The organism is Streptomyces sulfonofaciens, assembly GCF_014656295.1.
GTDB lineage: Bacteria > Actinomycetota > Actinomycetes > Streptomycetales > Streptomycetaceae > Streptomyces > Streptomyces sulfonofaciens.
This window is the reverse complement of record NZ_BNCD01000023.1, coordinates 50,118-68,524: the sequence shown is the minus strand read 5'-3', so window position 1 is coordinate 68,524 and position 18,407 is coordinate 50,118. Positions and strand designations below refer to the sequence as shown.

Annotated in this window: 17 protein-coding genes; 16 read left to right on the top strand and 1 reads right to left on the bottom strand. The window is 72.5% G+C overall.

Going from position 1 to position 18,407, the window contains the following annotated elements; translation table 11 throughout:
• Positions 1–96: 96 nt before the first annotated feature.
• Positions 97–1,302, top strand: coding sequence for a signal recognition particle-docking protein FtsY (ftsY, locus tag IE313_RS28760; protein ID WP_189937324.1), 1,206 nt, complete (start codon positions 97–99; stop codon positions 1,300–1,302).
• A gap of 446 nt (positions 1,303–1,748) precedes the next feature.
• Here the strand turns inward: ftsY and IE313_RS28755 are convergent, their stop codons facing one another.
• Positions 1,749–2,417 carry a bifunctional DNA primase/polymerase gene (locus IE313_RS28755; protein ID WP_189937322.1) on the bottom strand — a complete coding sequence of 223 codons (669 nt, stop codon included), beginning with the start codon at positions 2,415–2,417 and terminating at the stop codon, positions 1,749–1,751.
• 532 nt (positions 2,418–2,949) lie between these two features.
• Here IE313_RS28755 and nsdA point away from each other — a divergent pair.
• The 15 genes from nsdA (at position 2,950) to lepB (IE313_RS28680) (ending at position 18,375) form a co-directional block, all read left to right on the top strand.
• Positions 2,950–4,425, top strand: a complete 1,476-nt coding sequence (gene nsdA / locus IE313_RS28750; protein WP_189937320.1) for a transcriptional repressor NsdA — start codon at positions 2,950–2,952, stop codon at positions 4,423–4,425.
• 271 nt (positions 4,426–4,696) lie between these two features.
• The gene (locus IE313_RS28745) at positions 4,697–6,046 is read left to right on the top strand and encodes an ammonium transporter (RefSeq protein WP_189937390.1); all 1,350 of its coding nucleotides are present in this window, start codon (positions 4,697–4,699) and stop codon (positions 6,044–6,046) included.
• Positions 6,043–6,381 carry a P-II family nitrogen regulator gene (locus tag IE313_RS28740; RefSeq protein ID WP_189937318.1) on the top strand — a complete coding sequence of 113 codons (339 nt, stop codon included), beginning with the start codon at positions 6,043–6,045 and terminating at the stop codon, positions 6,379–6,381. The genes IE313_RS28745 and IE313_RS28740 overlap by 4 nt, the downstream gene beginning before the upstream one ends.
• Positions 6,382–6,535: 154 nt before the next feature.
• The gene (locus IE313_RS28735; RefSeq protein WP_189937317.1) at positions 6,536–6,706 is read left to right on the top strand and encodes a hypothetical protein; all 171 of its coding nucleotides are present in this window, start codon (positions 6,536–6,538) and stop codon (positions 6,704–6,706) included.
• Between the two features lie 107 nt (positions 6,707–6,813).
• Complete coding sequence (locus IE313_RS28730; RefSeq protein ID WP_229925046.1) at positions 6,814–9,387, top strand: [protein-PII] uridylyltransferase; 2,574 nt, start codon at positions 6,814–6,816, stop codon at positions 9,385–9,387.
• 308 nt (positions 9,388–9,695) lie between these two features.
• Positions 9,696–11,243, top strand: coding sequence for a signal recognition particle protein (gene ffh / locus IE313_RS28725; protein WP_189937313.1), 1,548 nt, complete (start codon positions 9,696–9,698; stop codon positions 11,241–11,243).
• Between the two features lie 705 nt (positions 11,244–11,948).
• Positions 11,949–12,545: a hypothetical protein gene (locus IE313_RS28720; protein ID WP_189937311.1), complete on the top strand. Its 597-nt coding sequence runs from the start codon at positions 11,949–11,951 to the stop codon at positions 12,543–12,545.
• A 324-nt stretch (positions 12,546–12,869) separates the two neighbouring features.
• The gene (gene rpsP, locus IE313_RS28715; protein ID WP_189937309.1) at positions 12,870–13,298 is read left to right on the top strand and encodes a 30S ribosomal protein S16; all 429 of its coding nucleotides are present in this window, start codon (positions 12,870–12,872) and stop codon (positions 13,296–13,298) included.
• 2 nt (positions 13,299–13,300) lie between these two features.
• Complete coding sequence (locus tag IE313_RS28710; protein WP_018850017.1) at positions 13,301–13,540, top strand: RNA-binding protein; 240 nt, start codon at positions 13,301–13,303, stop codon at positions 13,538–13,540.
• Positions 13,541–13,658: 118 nt separating this feature from the next.
• Positions 13,659–14,207 (top strand): ribosome maturation factor RimM, encoded by a 549-nt coding sequence (gene rimM, locus IE313_RS28705; protein WP_189937307.1) that lies wholly within the window; start codon positions 13,659–13,661, stop codon positions 14,205–14,207.
• Positions 14,207–15,073 (top strand): tRNA (guanosine(37)-N1)-methyltransferase TrmD, encoded by an 867-nt coding sequence (gene trmD, locus IE313_RS28700; RefSeq protein ID WP_189937305.1) that lies wholly within the window; start codon positions 14,207–14,209, stop codon positions 15,071–15,073. The genes rimM and trmD overlap by 1 nt, the downstream gene beginning before the upstream one ends.
• Positions 15,074–15,244: 171 nt before the next feature.
• Positions 15,245–15,595 carry a 50S ribosomal protein L19 gene (gene rplS, locus IE313_RS28695; protein WP_189937303.1) on the top strand — a complete coding sequence of 117 codons (351 nt, stop codon included), beginning with the start codon at positions 15,245–15,247 and terminating at the stop codon, positions 15,593–15,595.
• Between the two features lie 45 nt (positions 15,596–15,640).
• Positions 15,641–16,300, top strand: coding sequence for a signal peptidase I (gene lepB / locus IE313_RS28690; protein ID WP_189937301.1), 660 nt, complete (start codon positions 15,641–15,643; stop codon positions 16,298–16,300).
• Positions 16,293–17,483, top strand: coding sequence for a signal peptidase I (gene lepB / locus IE313_RS28685; protein ID WP_229925043.1), 1,191 nt, complete (start codon positions 16,293–16,295; stop codon positions 17,481–17,483). Before lepB (IE313_RS28690) ends, lepB (IE313_RS28685) begins: the two co-directional genes overlap by 8 nt.
• Positions 17,467–18,375 carry a signal peptidase I gene (lepB, locus tag IE313_RS28680; RefSeq protein ID WP_229925042.1) on the top strand — a complete coding sequence of 303 codons (909 nt, stop codon included), beginning with the start codon at positions 17,467–17,469 and terminating at the stop codon, positions 18,373–18,375. The genes lepB (IE313_RS28685) and lepB (IE313_RS28680) overlap by 17 nt, the downstream gene beginning before the upstream one ends.
• Positions 18,376–18,407 lie beyond the last annotated feature (32 nt).

The following is an 18,407-nucleotide window of genomic DNA, read 5'->3' as shown; positions in this document are numbered from 1 at the left end:
TGCGGTGGTGCCCGGGGGGTGCGGCGGTGGCCGTGCGGGGTGTCGCGGTGGCGCGCCGGGCCCCGCCCCGCCGCGATACCTGATACTGGGGGCGTTATGGAAATCGTCATCCTTGCTGTAGTCATCGCCGTGGTCGTGATCGGCGCGCTCGGCGGGCTCGTGATCGGCAGCCGCAGGAAGAAGCGGCAGCCACCCCCGCAGGCCGAGGCGCCCACCGAAACTCCCGAGATCACCGCACCTCCGGGGCAGCCGCAGGCCCCGGAGGCAGGCGGTGAGCCCGGCCGGGCCCCGCAGGACACCGGTCCCGCGACGGCCGAGGCCGAACCGCCCGCGCCCGTGGTCATCGAGCCCGAGGCGCCGCCGGCCATCGAGGTACCCGAACCCGCCGCGGGCCGCCTGGTGCGGCTGCGCGCCAGGCTGTCCCGTTCGCAGAACGCGCTGGGCAAGGGCCTGCTCACCCTGCTCTCGCGCGAGCACCTGGACGACGACACCTGGGAGGAGGTCGAGGACATCCTGCTGACCGCCGACGTCGGCGTGGCGCCCACCCAGGAACTGGTCGGCCGGCTGCGCGAGCGGGTAAGGGTGCTCGGCACCCGCACCCCCGAGGAGCTGCGCGCCCTGCTGCGCGAGGAGCTGCTCGCGCTGGTCGGCACCGACCTCGACCGCACCGTGCACACCGAGTCCGGGCTCGACACCCCGGGCATCGTGCTGGTCGTCGGCGTCAACGGCACCGGCAAGACCACCACCACCGGCAAACTGGCCCGCGTCCTCGTCGCCGACGGGCAGTCCGTGATCCTGGGCGCCGCCGACACCTTCCGCGCCGCCGCCGCCGACCAGTTGCAGACCTGGGGCGAGCGGGTGGGCGCCCGTACGGTGCGCGGCCCCGAGGCCGGCGACCCGGCGTCGGTCGCCTTCGACGCCGTGAAGCAGGGCACCGAGGCGGGCGCCGATGTCGTCCTGATCGACACCGCGGGAAGGCTGCACACCAAGACCGGCCTGATGGACGAGCTGGGCAAGGTCAAGCGTGTCGTCGAGAAGCACGCCCCGGTGGACGAGGTACTGCTCGTCCTGGACGCCACGACCGGGCAGAACGGCCTGGTGCAGGCCCGTGTCTTCGCGGAGGTCGTGGACGTCAGCGGGATCGTCCTCACCAAGCTGGACGGCACCGCCAAGGGCGGCATCGTCATCTCCGTACAGCGCGAGCTGGGCGTCCCGGTGAAGCTGGTCGGCCTGGGCGAGGGCCCCGACGACCTGGCCCCCTTCGAACCCGGAGCCTTCGTGGACGCCCTGATCGGCACCTGACGCCGGCCCGTGACCGCTGCCGCGACGGGGGACAGGGGAGACGGGAGAGGGGACAGGGGAGACAGAGGCGCCGGGAAACCGCGCGTCACCCCCTACCGGCCGGCTCCCGCCACTTCCAGGGTCCGGACGCCCTGAGACGGAACGCGGCGCCCTGACAGGGAACGCGGGGCACCGCGCGAGGCGCCCCCGGGGGTCCCCTCCGGGGGCCCGACCGGCGGGTGGCCGATTCACGCAGGCCCGGGACGAGCGGCGGGCCGGTTCACGAGGTCCGGACAGTGGGCATGGGATGGCCGGTTCGTCTGGGCTGGGGACTGGCCACGAGCGGCCGGTTCAGGAGGTCTGGGCTGGAAGCCGGGTAAGGGACGAGCGGGGGACTGCGTGAGCAACCGCCACCGCCCGGCGGCCGGGCCGCGACGGCAGGGGGCCGGCCCGCCGCCGGGCGGCCCTCAACCGCAGAGCGGTACCCGGTGCGCCATGTACGCGAGCGTGCCCAGCAACAACCGCGCCTCCGGCGGATCTGTGGCCGCGGCCGCCATGCCGACATCCGGCGCGCGCAGCCACCGCACCGCCCCCAGGCCACCCCGGTCGAACGGCGGTGCGGTGATGTGCTCACCGGGCCCGCGGCCGCACAGGTCGAGGTCCGCGCCGTCCCAGCCCATCCGGTAGAGCAGCAGCGGCAGCGCCGCGGCGGCGCCCGGCGCGACGAAGAACTGCGCCCGGCCCTCGGGCGTCAGTGCCACCGGGCCGAGCGGCAGGGCCATCCGCTCCAGGCGCACCAGCGCGTGCCGCCCGGCCGCCTCCCCGACCTCGATCACGTCGAAGGCGCCGCCCACCCGGAGCATCGCGGCGGCGCCCGGAAAGCGGGCCCACGTCCGGCTCGCCTCGTCGAGCGTGGCACCGGCGGGTACGACGGGAGCGAAGTCGAAGGGGTGGGCGCCGGGCGCCGGGCAGTCGGCACGACCGCAGGAGCAGGCACCCGCGGCGGCCCGGGCCCCGGGGACCACGTCCCACCCCCACAGGCCGGTGAACTCGGCCACCAGGGTGCACTCCGAGGTGCGGCCGCGACGGCGTGCACCGGACCGCATCTCGCGGATGCCGCCGATAGTGAAGCCCATGCCCCCTCCAACGGGTCCAGCACGCCGGTGGTTACGTACTGGAATCAGCTTGTGACGCTCTGTTTCCACCAAAGGTCCTCTGTCCCGGAAGCCGGCCCTCCATAGCGGCGTCTTGTGGCGCTACGGGTAGTACGCAGGGGATCCGCGCGCCCCGGCGTGCTTCGTTCCGTCCACTGCCGGCTGATCGACCAGCCGGCCGTGCGGTGTCAAGTGAATCGTGCGGAGTGCCAGAGGAGTTCATTCGAAGGGGTGGCGAATGGTGGCGCTTCGACAATCCCCCTCGCCGAGAAGGTGACCGAGGGGTTACTTTCAGTACACAATCCTGGATGCGATGCGTTGCTGCGTATGTCCATGGCACCCCGGCCCTGGTCCGGGCGGATGCCGGCGGTATGCGCACAGGGTCGCGGTCTCCCAGGCGATGTAACCGGTATCGCGGATTCCATATGCCGGACGGCCCGCCGTGGGGCGCGGCGTTCTGGTACGGCTGGGCACGCACCGCACACACAAGTGGGCTTCAGAATGGGGGCGTTCAGTGGTCGGCAGGGGCGATGGTGGCGCGCACGCCGAGAAGCGGCCCAATGAGCTGCTCGGCTCCTGGTTCGTACGCAGCGGCTGGTCCAAGGGCGAGCTGGCGCGCCAGGTCAACCGCAGAGCCCGCCAGCTCGGCGCCAACCACATCTCCACCGACACCTCCAGAGTCCGCCGCTGGCTCGACGGCGAGAACCCCCGCGAACCCATCCCGCGGATCCTCTCCGACCTGTTCTCCGAGCGGTTCGGCTGTGTGGTCGCCGTCGAGGACCTCGGTCTGCGCGCACCCCACAAGCCGCCCTCCGCATCCGGCGTCGACCTGCCCTGGACGGGCCCGCAGACCGTCGCGATGATCAGCGAGTTCTCCCGCAGCGACCTCATGCTGGCCCGGCGCGGCTTCCTGGGCAGCTCCCTGTCACTCGCCGCCGGGCCCGCCCTCGTCGAGCCCCTGCAGCGCTGGCTGGTGCCCGCGCCCGCCACCCCGGCGGCCGAGCCCGCCGCCGGCGCCACCCCGCGCCGCCCCGGCCGCCTCTCCCAGCCGGAACTCGACCTGCTGGAGACCACCACGGTGATGTTCCGCACCTGGGACGCACAGTGCGGCGGAGGGTTACGCCGCAAGGCTGTCGTGGGGCAGTTGCACGAGGTCACCGACCTCCTCCAGGAGCCCCACCCGGAGCCCACCAGGAAGCGCCTCTTCAAGGTCGCCGCCGAACTCGCCGAGCTGGCCGGCTGGATGAGCTACGACATCGGCCTCCAGCCCACCGCCCAGAAGTACTTCGTGCTCGCCCTGCACGCGGCGAAGGAAGCCGGCGACAAGTCCCTCGGGTCGTACGTCCTCTCCAGCATGAGCCGCCAGATGATCCACCTCGGCCGGCCCGACGACGCCCTGGAACTCATCCACCTCGCCCAGTACGGCAGCCGCGACTGCGCCGGGGCGCGCACCCAGGCCATGCTGTATGCGATGGAGGCCCGCGCCTACGCCAACATGGGCCAGCCCGGCAAGTGCAAGCGAGCCGTCCGGATGGCCGAGGACACCTTCGCCGACGCCCTCGACGGCACCGAGCCCGAGCCCGACTGGATCCGCTTCTTCACCGAGGCGGAGCTGCACGGCGAGAACGGCCACTCCTACCGCGACCTGGCCCGCGTCGCAGGCCGCAGTCCCACCTACGCCACCCTGGCGGAGCCCGTGATGGCCCGCTCAGTCGAGCTGTTCGCACCCGACCGCGAGCACCAGCGCTCCTACGCCCTCAACCTGATCGGCCTCGCCAGCGTGCACCTGCTGAAGGAGGAGCCCGAGAAGAGCGCCGCCCTCACCCGGGAGGCCTTCGGCGTCGCGAGGAAGGTCCGCTCCGAGCGGGTCAACACCCGCATCCGCCAGACCGTCGACACCGTGACCCGCGACTACGCCGGCCTCCCCGAGGTCGCCGACCTCGCCGAGGAGCTGACCGCCCACCTCCCGGAAGCGGCCGCCACCGTCTGACCCCACCGGAACGACCACGCGCCAAGCGGCGCCCGCCTCCTCCCCGCGGGCGCCGCTTCGTCATGGTTCGCCACCATGTCGAAGCGCGGCGCACATCACGCGCAGTTCATCGGTGCGTAACACGCAGGGGCTCTTCGTCACCCTCGCGAAACATGGTGCGGCATCGACCGAAACGGCACTGCGCCACGCTCAGCCGAACGACCGGCCCACCCCTCACCACCGCACTGGCCTCGCCCGCACCAAGGGCCGCACCGACGACGAGGAGACGCCGATGCCCCCAGGCATCACGCTGGCCGCGGACACCCCGCAGTTGTCCGCCGCCAATACCGGGTTCATGCTTATCTGCTCTGCCCTGGTGATGCTCATGACACCGGGACTCGCCTTCTTCTACGGAGGCATGGTCCGCGTCAAGAGCACCCTCAACATGCTGATGATGAGTTTCATCAGCCTGGGAATCATCACCATCCTCTGGGTGCTGTACGGCTTTTCCGCCGCCTTCGGCACCGACCACGGCGGCTTCGTCGGGTGGAACGGCCACTTCCTCGGGCTCAGCGGCATAGGGCTGACCCAGCTCTGGCCCGGGTACACCATCCCGATCTACGTCTTCGCCGTCTTCCAGCTCATGTTCGCCATCATCACGCCCGCGCTGATCAGCGGCGCCCTCGCGGACCGGGTGAAGTTCACGGCCTGGGCGCTGTTCATCACCCTGTGGGCGACGGTCGTCTACTTCCCGGTGGCGCACTGGGTCTGGGGGACCGGCGGCTGGGCCTTCGACCTCGGCGTGATCGACTTCGCGGGCGGAACCGCGGTGCACATCAACGCCGGCGCGGCGGCGCTCGGGGTCATCCTCGTCATCGGCAGGCGTGTCGGCTTCAAGAAGGACCCGATGCGCCCGCACAGCCTGCCCCTGGTCATGCTCGGCGCCGGCCTGCTGTGGTTCGGCTGGTTCGGTTTCAACGCGGGTTCCTGGCTCGGCAACGACGACGGCGTGGGTGCCGTGATGTTCGTCAACACCCAGGTCGCCACCGCCGCCGCCATGCTCGCCTGGCTCGTCTACGAAAAGCTCAGGCACGGCACCTTCACCACCCTCGGCGCCGCCTCCGGCGCGGTCGCCGGCCTCGTCGCCATCACCCCGTCCGGCGGCTGCGTCAGCCCGCTCGGCGCGATAGCCGTCGGCGCCATCGCCGGCCTGCTGTGCGCCATGGCCGTCGGCCTCAAGTTCAGGTTCGGCTACGACGACTCCCTCGACGTGGTCGGCGTCCACCTCGTCGGCGGTGTGGTGGGCTCCCTGCTCATCGGCTTCTTCGCCACCGGCGGCGTGCAGTCCGACGCCAAGGGCCTCTTCTACGGCGGCGGCCTCGGCCAGCTCGGCAAGCAGGCCGCCGGAGTCTTCGCCGTCCTCGCCTACTCCCTGGTGGCCTCCGCGATCCTGGCCTTCCTCGTCGACAAGGCCATCGGTATGCGGGTCACCGAGGACGACGAGGTCTCCGGCATCGACCGGACCGAGCACGCGGAGACCGCGTACGACTTCAGCGGCGCGGGCGGCGGCGCGACCCCCCGCAACGTCGCGCTCGTCGCGCCGGTCGAGGAGCACGCACAGGCCAGGAAGGTCGACGCATGAAGCTGATCACCGCCGTCGTGAAGCCGCACCGGCTCGACGAGATCAAGGAGGCCCTGCAGGCGTCCGGGGTGCACGGCCTGACCGTCACCGAGGCCAGCGGCTACGGCCGTCAGCGCGGCCACACCGAGGTCTACCGCGGCGCCGAGTACACCGTCGACCTCGTCCCCAAGATCCGTATCGAGGTGCTGGTCGAGGACGACGACGCCGAACACGTCACCGACGTCATCGTCAAGGCCGCCAGGACCGGCAAGATCGGGGACGGCAAGGTATGGTCCGTGCCCGTCGACGCGGCCGTGCGGGTCAGGACGGGTGAACGCGGGCCCGACGCCCTGTGAAAGAGACCGGCCGCCGGCTGCGGTGGCCCGGCGGCCGGTCGCAGTACCACCCCCGCCGCCGGCCACCGGCCCGGCGCGTCCGCAGCACCACGCGCGCGAGGGGCGCGCCACGTACGACGGGGGCTTTTGACCGGCAGGAGCCGCTGCGTGACGAGTGTGGAAGAACCCGGCGAACGCGATGAACGCGATGAACCCGACCAGCATCAAGAACACGACCAGCATCAAGAACACGACCAGCATCAAGAACACGAAGAACACGAAGACCACGAAGAACACGAAGAACACCGGAAGCCGGATGAGAGGTCCGGCGGAAGGCCCGGTGTGAAGCCGGACGCGAAGCCCGACGCGGAGCCGGGCGGGAAGTCCGACGAGGGCTCCCACCGGCACGGGACCGCCGATGCCGCGGCGTCCGACGGCTACCCGGCGGCCCGGCTGCGCCTCCTCCAGGAGGACGGGCAGTCCGGTCCCGCCCGCCGTGCCGCGCTCGCCGGGCTCACCGACGCCTGGCTCAGCAGCCTCTTCACCGGCGCGGCGGCCCGCCTGCCCGGCGTCAGCCTGGTCGCCGTCGGCGGCTACGGACGCGGCGAACTCTCCCCGCGCAGCGACCTCGACCTGCTGCTGCTCTACGACGCCCGCGCCGACCCCGGCGGCGTGGCGGCCCTCGCCGACCGCATCTGGTACCCCGTCTGGGACCTCGGCCTCGCACTCGACCACTCCGTGCGCACCCCCGCGGAGGCCCGCAGAACCGCGGGCGGCGACCTCAAGGCGCACCTCAGCCTGCTGGACGCCCGCCACCTCGCGGGCGACCCCGCGCTCAGCGCGGAACTGCGCACCACCGTCCTCGCCGACTGGCGCAACCAGGCCCCGGGCCGGCTGCCCGAACTGCGCGAGCTGTGCGCCGAGCGCGCTGCCCGCCAGGGCGAGCTGCGCTACCTCCTGGAACCCGACCTGAAGGAGGCCCGCGGCGGGCTGCGCGACGCCACCGTGCTGCGCGCCGTCGCCGCCTCCTGGCTCGCCGACGCCCCGCGCGAAGGGCTCGCCGAGGCCCGCCGGGTACTGCTCGACACCCGCGACGCACTGCACCTTGCCACCGGACGCGCCACCGACAGGCTCAGCCTCCAGGAACAGGACCAGGTCGCCGCCCGTCTCGGCCTCCGGGACGCGGACGTCCTGCTGCGCACGGTCTACGAGGCAGCACGCACCATCGCCTACGCCGGCGACGTCACCTGGCGCGAGGTCGGCCGGGTGCTGCGGGCCCGCTCCCGGCGGCCCAGACTGCGCGGCGTGCTGGGCCGCGGCGGCTTCGGCCGGGGCGGCGCCGCTCAGCCGGAGCGCACCCCGCTGGCGGAAGGCGTCGTCGAGCAGGAGGGCGAGGCCGTGCTCGCCCGCACCGCGCGCCCCGAACAGGACCCGGTCCTGCCGCTGCGGGCCGCCGCGGCCGCCGCCCAGGCGGGGCTCCCGCTGTCCCCGCACGCGGTCCGCAGGCTCGCCGCCGCCACCCGCCCCCTGCCCACCCCCTGGCCCGCGGAGGCCCGTGACCGGCTGGTGACCCTGCTCGGCGCCGGGCGGCCCACCGTCGACGTGTGGGACGCGCTGGACGCGGAGGGAATGATCAGCCGGCTGCTGCCGGACTGGGAGTGGGTGCGCTGCCGCCCGCAGCGCAACGCGGTGCACACCTGGACTGTCGACCGGCACCTGGTGGAGACCGCCGTGCGCGCCTCCGCGCTGACCCGCCGGGTGGGCCGTCCCGACCTGCTGCTCGTCGCCGCCCTGCTGCACGACATCGGCAAGGGCCGGCCCGGCGACCACTCGGAGGCGGGCGCGGCCCGTGCCGCCGGGATCGCCGCCGACCTGGGCTTCGACGCCGCCGACACCGCCGTCCTCACCACGCTCGTCCGCCACCACCTGCTGCTCGTCGAGACCGCGACGAGGCGTGATCTGGACGACCCGGCGACGGTCGCCGCAGTCACCGACGCGGTGGGCTCCGCCGGCACCCTGGAACTGCTGCACGCCCTCACCGAGGCGGACGCGCTGGCCACCGGGCCCGCCGCCTGGTCGGCCTGGCGCGGCCACCTCGTCGCCGACCTGGTGCGCAGGGCCGCCGCGGTCCTCACCGGCCGCGCGCCCCGGCAGGCCGAGCCGTCGGAGCCGACCGCCGAGCAGGAACGGCTCGCCATGGAGGCGTTCCGCACCGGCGGACCCGTGCTGCGGCTGCGCGCCGAACCGGAACCGCCCCCGGACACCGGGGCCGGGTCCGGCAACGGGCCCCCGGCACTCGCGGCAGGGGCCGGCGCACCCGGCGGGCCGGAGCCCCTCGGCGTGGAACTGCTGGTCGCCGTCCCGGAACAGCCCGGGGTGCTGCCCGCGGTCGCCGGAGTCCTCGCGCTGCACCGGATGACGGTGCGCACGGCGGAGCTGCGGGTGAAGGAACTGCCGGACGGCCTAGCGGCGCAGACGGGTACGGCCGGGCCGGACCTGCGTGCGAGAGGTGGGCACGGCGCGGACGGCGCGGACGGCACGGACGGAGCGGACGGCGCGGCCCGTGCCGGCGGCCGTGCCGCGGGCCCGTCGCCCGCCGCCGTGCTGCTGCTCGACTGGCGCGTCGCGGCGGAGTACGGGTCGCTGCCGCAGGCCACCCGGCTCCGGGCCGACCTGGTGCGGGCGCTGGACGGCTCCCTGGACATCGCGGGCCGCCTCGCCGAGCGTGACGCGGCATATCCGCGCCGGCGCGGCACCGCCCCGCCACCGCCCCGCGTGGCGCCCGCCCCGGCCGGCTCGCGGCGTGCCACCGTCATCGAGGTACGCGCCCAGGACGCACCGGGCCTGCTGCACCGCGTCGGGCGGGCGCTGGACGCCGCCGGTGTCAGGGTGCGCAGCGCGCACGTGTCCACGCTCGGCTCCAACGCGGTCGACGCCTTCTACGTGACGGACGCCGAAGGGGCACCACTCACCGTGGAGCGCGCCGACGGGGTGGCCCGCTCGCTGGAGGCGGCGCTGCGCGCGTGACCGGCACGGGGCGGTCGAGCCGCGGTCGACCGTGAAGCAGCCGCGGACGCGGCACGCGCCGTGTCGCGCGGTGCCGGCGGTGTCGCGCTGCGCCGGGTGGCGCGGGGCGGCGGCCCCGCCCGGCACGGAGGCGGTCCTGGCCGGACCGGCGGGGCGGACGGGCGGGGCGGACGCCGACGGCACACCGTCCCGCGTTCGTGCGGGGTTCCCCGCCGCCCGCGGCACCGTCGGCGGGGACGATCGGCTTGTGGGCCGGATACCCTGGAGGGCGACCCAGACTGCTCCCGACTGCGAGGACCGACGCCGCCGTGTTCGACACCCTCTCCGACCGCCTCAGTGCGACCTTCAAATCCCTCCGCGGCAAAGGTCGGCTCTCCGAGGCGGACATCGATGCCACGGCGCGCGAGATCCGTATAGCGCTGCTCGAGGCGGACGTGGCGCTGCCCGTCGTACGGGCCTTCATCAAGCAGGTCAAGGAGCGGGCCGGCGGGGCGGAGGTCTCCCAGGCGCTCAACCCCGCCCAGCAGGTCATCAAGATCGTCAACGAGGAGCTGATCGGCATCCTCGGCGGCGAGACCCGCCGCCTGCGGTTCGCCAAGCAGCCGCCGACCGTGATCATGCTGGCGGGTCTGCAGGGCTCCGGCAAGACCACCCTGGCGGGCAAGCTCGGCCGCTGGCTGAAGAGCCAGGGCCACACCCCGCTGCTGGTGGCCTGCGACCTCCAGCGCCCGAACGCGGTGAACCAGCTCACGGTCGTCGCCGAGCGTGCCGAGGTCGGCGTCTACGCCCCCGAGCCGGGCAACGGCGTGGGCGACCCGGTGAAGGTCGCCAAGGACTCTGTCGAGCACGCGCGCGCCAAGCAGTACGACATCGTCATCGTCGACACCGCCGGCCGGCTCGGCATCGACCAGGAGCTGATGCAGCAGGCCGCGGACATCCGCGACGCCGTCAGCCCGGACGAGATCCTCTTCGTCGTGGACGCCATGATCGGCCAGGACGCGGTCAACACAGCCGAGGCCTTCCGTGACGGCGTCGGCTTCGACGGCGTCGTCCTCTCCAAGCTCGACGGTGACGCCCGGGGCGGCGCGGCCCTGTCGGTGGCGCACGTCACCGGCCGTCAGATCATGTTCGCCTCGAACGGCGAGCAACTGGACGACTTCGACGCCTTCCACCCGGACCGCATGGCGTCCCGCATCCTCGGCATGGGTGACGTGCTCACCCTGATCGAGAAGGCGGAGCAGACGTTCAGCCGGCAAGAGGCCGAGAAGATGGCCGCCAAGCTGGCCAGCGCCAAGGGGAAGGACTTCACGCTCGACGACTTCCTGGCCCAGATGGAGCAGGTCAGGAAGATGGGCAGCATCAGCAAGCTGCTCGGCATGCTTCCCGGCATGGCCCAGGTCAGGGACCAGATCCAGAACGTCGACGAGCGCGAGGTCGACCGCACCGCCGCGATCATCAAGTCCATGACGCCCGTGGAGCGCCAGGACCCCACGATCATCAACGGTTCGCGGCGCGCCCGTATCGCGCGCGGTTCCGGTGTCGAGGTCGGCGCCGTGAAGAACCTGGTGGAGCGGTTCTTCGAGGCACGCAAGATGATGTCCAAGATGGCGCAGGGCGGTATGCCGGGCATGCCCGGGCTGCCGGGCATGGGCGGCGGGCCCGGCAGGCAGCGCAAGAAGCAGAAGCAGGCCAAGGGCAAGCAGCGCTCCGGCAACCCGATGAAGCGCAAGCAGCAGGAACAGGAAGCCGCCGCGCGCCGCGAGGCCGCGGCACAGGGCCAGGCCCTCGGGCTGCCCGGCGACCAGGACGACCAGCAGTTCGAACTGCCCGACGAGTTCAAGAAGTTCATGGGCTGAACCCGCGCGTCCCCGGGACGCGCACGGCCGGCGGCCCGGAGGGCGGCCGCCGGCGGAAACCGGAAACCGGTCCGGGCACCGGGCTCGCCCGGTCCCACGCCCTCCTTCCCGGTGTTGTGCCACCCACCCCGTCGATGCCCACGCTCCTTCTCGTGCCGCCACACGCACCCCGGTGCCGCCAACACGCACCCCGCTGCCGGCCGCGCCCCCGGCACGGGCCCCGCCCACTGGCACTGACGGCCACACCCCGGCCCCCCGCCGCCCGCGTTCCCGTCCGGGCCACCCCCCGTCGGCCGGAATCGTCATGCCCCGCACAAGGGCGCGCGCCGACTCCGCCGCGGTGGCCGGTGGCAGCGGACGGGTCGGTTCCGGATGGGCGGACGGGCCGGTTCCGGACGCCGATGGGGAGCCCGGTAGGGTCCCCTGTGGGACGCGCCTACTGATTGGGCCGCGGTTGCGTGCTGCGACGCCACAGCCATGCCCGTTCCGTGGGCCCGGTGTCGAACGTCCCGGCGCCCGGACTTTGCCCATGCGCTGCTTCCTACGTCTCACTACGTACGGCCTTAGTACGAGCTGTGCGACATATCCGCAGATCAAAGCGCCCGCCCCCGTCGCTGCGCATCAACACATACTGAGTGGTACGTGCAAAATATTTGGGATGGCCCGGAATCGGAACACAGAGGCACTTCGGATCGTTCTCACGACGTGAGCACGACACCACCTGTTCTCGCCGCAGAGCTGGCAGGGGCATGGGCCGAAATTCAGCGGCACCATCCCGAGCTGCCAGATCTTGCCGCGCCCGAATCACTGATCGGAGAGTCGTCGTCCGCCTGCGGCGCCGAACTCTCCTTCGAGCGACTGCTCCATGAGGCAGTCCATGGCATCGCCGCCGCCCGCGGGGTGCGTGACACCTCCCGCGCCGGCCGCTATCACAACCGCAGATTCCTGGCCATCGCAGAAGAACTGGGCCTCGACCACCCGGAGGAGCCCCACCCGAGCAGCGGCTTCTCCCTGGTGAGCCTCAAACCCGAGGCGAGAAGGCGCTACCGCCCGACAATGGAGCGGCTCCAGCGCGCCCTCAAGGCCCACTCGGCAGCCACCGAGCGCGACTCGGCGAGCAGCTTCCGCGGTCCCGCCGGCCGGCACGGCTCGTCCGGTGGCGGCGTGCGGGTCAAGGCCGTGTGCGACTGCGGGCGCAATGTCCGCGTCGTCCCGTCCGTGCTGGCGCAGGCCCCCATCGTCTGCGGTGGCTGCGGCAAGCCCTTCCGGATCCCGGAGGTGGTCGGCGCCTCCGCGCGCTGACGGCACCCGGCGGAGCTCCCCGTGCTTCCGCCGAGTGCGGCGGCGGCAGCTTCCCCCACGGCTGCCCCGCTCACCGAGGGCCGCCCCGGCCGGCGTCGCCCGGCGTCGCCGGGGGCCGCCCGCGGCCCGTGCCGCGGCCGCGGTGCCGCACCGCCCGCCGGTTCGGCGGTCCCGCTGCGTGTGGCACAATGGCTGGCTGTACTCGACAGTCGCACAGGATCCCTCTCTCCTCCGGCTGACGCGTCCATCGGGTTACTCGGGTACCGCAGCCCCACGCGGCATCCCGCTGTGCCCCACCACGTCAAACCAGGAGAACCCACTCCCGTGGCAGTCAAGATCAAGCTGAAGCGTCTGGGCAAGATCCGTTCGCCTCACTACCGCATCGTCGTCGCCGACTCCCGTACCCGCCGTGACGGCCGGGCCATCGAGGAGATCGGCCTGTACCACCCGGTGCAGAACCCGTCGCGCATCGAGGTCGACGCCGACCGCGTGGCGTACTGGCTCTCCGTGGGCGCCCAGCCGACCGAGCCCGTTCTCGCCATCCTGAAGAAGACCGGCGACTGGCAGAAGTTCAAGGGCGAGCCCGCCCCCGCGCCGCTGCTCCAGCCCGCGGAGAAGGCCGCGAGGCCCACCTTCGAGGCCCTCGGCGGTGACGACGAGGCCAAGGGCGAGGCCATCACGCAGAAGAAGAAGGCCGACAAGAAGGCGGACGAGTCCGAGGCCCCGTCCGGCACCGCGTCCACCGGGGCCTGAGCATGCTTGAGGAGGCTCTCGAGCACCTCGTGAAGGGCATCGTCGACAACCCCGACGACGTACAGGTGGCCTCCCGCAACCTGCGCCGCGGGCGCGTCCTGGAGGTCCGGGTGCACCCGGACGACCTCGGCAAGGTCATCGGCCGCAACGGCCGCACGGCACGCGCGCTGCGCACGGTCGTGGGCGCCATCGGCGGCCGTGGCATCCGTGTCGACCTCGTCGATGTGGACCAGGTTCACTGATACAAGGCAGCACCGGCTCGGGCCGGGGACGGGCCGCTGTGGCCGTCCCCGGCCCGCAGTCGTCCGCAGCCGTCCACGAAGCAGGGCCGCAAGGCACACGATCAGGAGATCCGGACACGTGCAGTTGGTAGTCGCCCGGGTGGGCCGCGCCCACGGGATCAAGGGCGAGGTCACCGTCGAGGTACGCACCGACGAGCCGGAGCTGCGGCTCGCCCCCGGCGCCGTGCTCGCCACCGACCCGCCCGGCACAGGACCCCTCACCATCGAGACGGGCCGCGTGCACAGCGGCCGGCTGCTGCTCCGCTTCGAGGGCGTCGAAGACCGCAACGCCGCCGAGGCGCTGCGCAACACCCTGCTGATCGCCGAGATCGACCCGGACGCACTCCCCGAGGACCCCGACGAGTACTACGACCACCAGTTGGTGGACCTCGACGTCGTCACCGCGGACGGCACCGGGATCGGCCGGATCACCGAGATCTCCCACCTGCCCTCGCAGGACCTGTTCGTCGTGGCCCGGCCCGACGGCGGCGAGGTGCTCATCCCCTTCGTCCAGGAGATCGTCACCGAGATCGACCTGGAACGGCAGAGGGCGGTCGTCGACCCGCCGCCCGGGCTCGTCGACGACCGCGCCGAAACGGCCTCCTCGCGCGAGACGGACGGCACCTGATGCGGCTCGACGTCGTCACGATCTTTCCGGAGTACCTCGACCCCCTGAACGTCTCCCTCGTCGGCAAGGCCCGTGCGCGCGGCCCGCTCGACGTCCACGTGCACGACCTGCGGCGGTGGACCCACGACCGGCACAACACGGTCGACGACACCCCCTACGGCGGCGGCCCCGGCATGGTCATGAAGACATGCCCCTGGGGAGAGGCCATCGACACCGTCACCGCCGACGGCTACGAGCAGGGTGCCGCCCGGCCCGCGCTTGTCGTACCCACGCCCAGTGGACGCCCCTTCACCCAGGAGACCGCCGTCCGCCTCTCCCGGCGGCCGTGGCTGATCTTCACGCCGGCCCGGTACGAGGGCATCGACCGCCGTGTCATCGACGAGTACGGGACCAGGATGCCGGTACTCGAACTGTCCATCGGCGACTACGTCCTCGCGGGCGGCGAGGCCGCCGTCCTGGTGATGGTGGAGGCCGTCGCCCGGCTGCTGCCTGGCGTCCTCGGCAACGCCGAGTCGCACCGCGACGACTCCTTCGCACCCGGCGCCATGGCGGACCTCCTGGAGGGACCCGTCTACACCAAGCCGCCGATGTGGCGCGGCCGCGGCGTTCCCGAGGTGCTGCTCAGCGGGCACCACGGCAGGATCGCCAGGTGGCGCAGGGACGAGGCCCTGCGCCGCACCGCGGAGCACCGCCCGGACCTCGTCGAGCGCTGCGACCCCGCGGCGTTCGACAAGCAGGACCGCGCCACCCTCGCCGCCCTGGGCTGGTGGCCGGGGGACGACGGGCGGTACGTGCGCGCCCCCCGGCCGGCAGGCGCCGCGGACGGCGGTCCCGGGCCGGCCGGCGGCGCGGCGCGGCCCGGGTAGCTCCGATTTGGGCGCAGCCCGGCCACGTGGAAGAATGGCACGCTGTTGTACTTCGCCGGGTGTGCGCCCCTGCCACAGGGGGACACGACGTCCGCCGCGGCGAGCACCGCACTCACCATCTCATCGAATCCCGTCGATGACCTGTGGCATCGGCGAAGAAAGCAGACGGTCATGTCCAACCTGCTCGACTCCGTCGACAACGCGTCGCTGCGCAGCGACATCCCGGCCTTCCGCCCGGGCGACACCGTGAACGTCCACGTCCGCGTCATCGAGGGCAACCGCTCCCGTGTGCAGCAGTTCAAGGGCGTGGTGATCCGCCGCCAGGGCGCCGGGGTCCGCGAGACCTTCACGGTCCGCAAGGTCTCCTTCTCCGTGGGTGTCGAGCGCACCTTCCCGGTGCACACCCCGATCGTCGAGAAGATCGAGCTCGTCACGCGCGGTGACGTCCGGCGCGCCAAGCTGTACTACCTCCGTGACCTGCGCGGCAAGGCCGCGAAGATCAAGGAGAAGCGCGAGAGCTGAGCGGCCCCGCAGTCCCGCTGACGGGCCGGATACCATCTGGCCCCGATGGACACCGAGGCACACCACGCGGAGCGCGACCACTCCCGCCCGCCCTCTTCAGAGGGTCCGGCGGCGCAGTGGTCGCGCTTCGCGCGTATGTCCGCAGCCGCTCTCACGGGACGGCTGCCCGGCGGCGGCCGGACGCTCGCCGTCCTGCTGTGCGTGCTGCTCCTGCTGTCGGCCACCGCCTTCGTCCTGCAGCCGTTCGAGATCCCGAGCCGCTCCATGGAGCCGGGGTTGCGCGTCGGGGATCGTGTACTCGTCAACAAGGTGGCGTACCGTTTCGGTGCGGAGCCTCAGCGGGGGGACGTCGTCGTCTTCGACGGCACGGGATATTTCGGCGGCGGCGACTACGTCAAGCGCGTCGTCGGAGTGGGGGGAGACCACGTGGTCTGCTGCGACAGCCAGGGAAGGATCGAGGTGAACGGCGAGGCGGTGGACGAGAGGGGCTACCTGTACCCGAAAGACGCACCCTCACGGGCGCCCTTCGACGTGACCGTCCCCGATGGCACCCTGTTCCTGCTCGGCGACCACCGGAGCCTCTCCAGCGACTCCCGCGACCGCCTCGGCGCGCCGGGCGGCGGAATGCTCCCCGTGGGAGCCGTGATCGGCAGGGCGGAGTGGATCGCCTGGCCCGCAGGCCACTGGGGCGGCGTCCATGGGTAACCGCGGACGGGCCCGTCCCGGCCGCCACTCGGGCACCGCCGCGGCCACCGGGACGGGCGCGGGGGACGGTCCCCCGGGCCCCGGCAGGGCCGAGCGCCGCAAGCTCGCCCGCAAGGTCAGACGCCGCAGGCGCCGCTCGGCCCTCACGGAGATACCGCTCCTCGTCGGAGTGGCCGTTCTCATAGCCCTGGTCCTCAAGACGTTCCTCGTCCAGGCCTTCGTGATCCCCTCGGGCTCCATGGAGCAGACCATCCGCATCGGCGACCGGGTGCTGGTGGACAAGCTCACCCCGTGGTTCGGTGCCGAGCCCCAGCGCGGCGACGTCGTCGTGTTCCACGACCCCAGCCACTGGCTCGACCAGGAGCAGGGCAAGAAGAAGGACGCCCCTGTCGGCGTCAAACAGGTCAAACAGGTCCTGTCCTTCATCGGCCTGCTGCCCTCCGACAACGAACACGACCTGATCAAACGCGTCGTCGCGGTCGGCGGCGACACCGTCAGGTGCTGCGACCAGCAAGGCCGCGTCACCGTCAACGGCTTCCCCCTCGACGAGCCGTACCTCCATCCCGGCAACAAACCCTCCGACTTCGCCTTCAACGTGAAGGTGCCCCCGGGCAGGCTGTTCGTGATGGGCGACCACAGAGCCCTCTCCGCCGACTCCCGCTACCACCGCAGCGAGGCCTTCAGCGGCACCGTGTCCCTGGACAGCGTCGTGGGGCGCGCCAGGGTCATCGCCTGGCCCGTCGGCCACTGGCGTGGCCTGGAAGAACCCCGCACCTACGCGTCCGTGCACGACGCGAGCGGTGCATCGACCGCGGCCACAGGGACGTCGCATAAGGTGGCCCCCGCGGATCCCGATGGAATGATCCCGCTCCCGACCCCTGCGGAACTCCCGCTCGTTATGGGAGTGGTGGGCTTGCACCGCATCCGGGGCAGGCGGCGGCACGGAGTGAGGAGTGGATGTGGGGGATGTGGCGGTCGGCACACGGTCCGGACACGAAGGCCCCGAGGAGCGGCCGGAGGGCACCGGTGGACTCCCGGGTGCTCACGGACCGCAGCCGCACGGACCCGATGGGCGACCGTCCGGGCCCGCGTACGGAGCTCCGGGTACGTTCGACGCGCCCGATGCAGGACGGGGCGGGGAACCGGGGGGAACCGGGGAAGGCGGCATGACACCCGCGTCTGACGAAGGGGGCTCGGACGGCCACCGCCGCTCGGGCTCGCACGCCCGTGAGAGGGACAACACCCCGCGCTCCTTCTGGAAGGAGCTGCCGCTCCTCGTCGTCATCGCGCTCGTACTGGCACTGCTGATCAAGACGTTCCTGGTCCAGGCGTTCTCGATCCCGTCGGCCTCCATGGAGAACACCCTCCAGATCGGTGACCGGGTGCTGGTGGACAAGCTCACGCCCTGGTTCGGCGCCGAGCCCCAGCGCGGCGAGGTCGTCGTCTTCCACGATCCCGACAACTGGCTGCGCGGCGAGCCCACCCCGAAGCCGAACGCCGTGCAGACCGTCCTGAGCTGGATCGGCCTGATGCCCTCGGCCGACGAGAAGGACCTCATCAAGCGGGTCATCGGGGTCGGCGGCGACACCATCGAGTGCAACGGCACCGGCCCGCTGAAGGTCAACGGCAAGCCGCTCGACGACTCGTACATCTATGCCGGCAACACCCCGTGCAGCTCCGACAACCAGGGCGGTCAGTTCAAGGTCACGGTGCCGAAGGGCAAAATCTGGGTCATGGGCGACCACCGCCAGAACTCCCTGGACTCCCGGTACCACCAGAACGACAAGAACCACGGCTTCGTGCCGGTGGGCAATGTCGTCGGTCGTGCCGTCGTCATCGCCTGGCCGCCCGAGCGCTGGTCGACGCTGCCGGTTCCGGACACCTTCGACCAGCCCGGCATCGGGACCGCGGCCTCGGCACTGCCCGGTGCGCTGGGTCTCGCGGGCGCGGTGCCGCTGGTGCTGTGGCGCAGGCGCCGGACGACCTCCCGGGGCACCGGGGCCCCGGCCGCGGCTGACGGCGGGGCTGCGACCACCGATGACACCAGGGTTTCTGGGGGCAGTACCGCCCGGTAGGGTGCCGTCCCAGATCGCCGATCTCCCGCGGC

Bases quoted from the DNA above. Each gene is read 5' to 3' on its own strand.
- trmD (WP_189937305.1), top strand. From the start codon at position 14,207: ATGCGGCTCGACGTCGTCACGATCTTTCCGGAGTACCTCGACCCCCTG.
- rplS (WP_189937303.1), top strand. From the start codon at position 15,245: ATGTCCAACCTGCTCGACTCCGTCGACAACGCGTCGCTGCGCAGCGAC.
- IE313_RS28755 (WP_189937322.1), bottom strand. From the start codon at position 2,417: ATGGGCTTCACTATCGGCGGCATCCGCGAGATGCGGTCCGGTGCACGC.
- ftsY (WP_189937324.1), top strand. From the start codon at position 97: ATGGAAATCGTCATCCTTGCTGTAGTCATCGCCGTGGTCGTGATCGGC.
- lepB (WP_189937301.1), top strand. From the start codon at position 15,641: ATGGACACCGAGGCACACCACGCGGAGCGCGACCACTCCCGCCCGCCC.
- IE313_RS28740 (WP_189937318.1), top strand. From the start codon at position 6,043: ATGAAGCTGATCACCGCCGTCGTGAAGCCGCACCGGCTCGACGAGATC.
- lepB (WP_229925042.1), top strand. From the start codon at position 17,467: ATGACACCCGCGTCTGACGAAGGGGGCTCGGACGGCCACCGCCGCTCG.
- IE313_RS28710 (WP_018850017.1), top strand. From the start codon at position 13,301: ATGCTTGAGGAGGCTCTCGAGCACCTCGTGAAGGGCATCGTCGACAAC.
- lepB (WP_229925043.1), top strand. From the start codon at position 16,293: ATGGGTAACCGCGGACGGGCCCGTCCCGGCCGCCACTCGGGCACCGCC.
- IE313_RS28745 (WP_189937390.1), top strand. From the start codon at position 4,697: ATGCCCCCAGGCATCACGCTGGCCGCGGACACCCCGCAGTTGTCCGCC.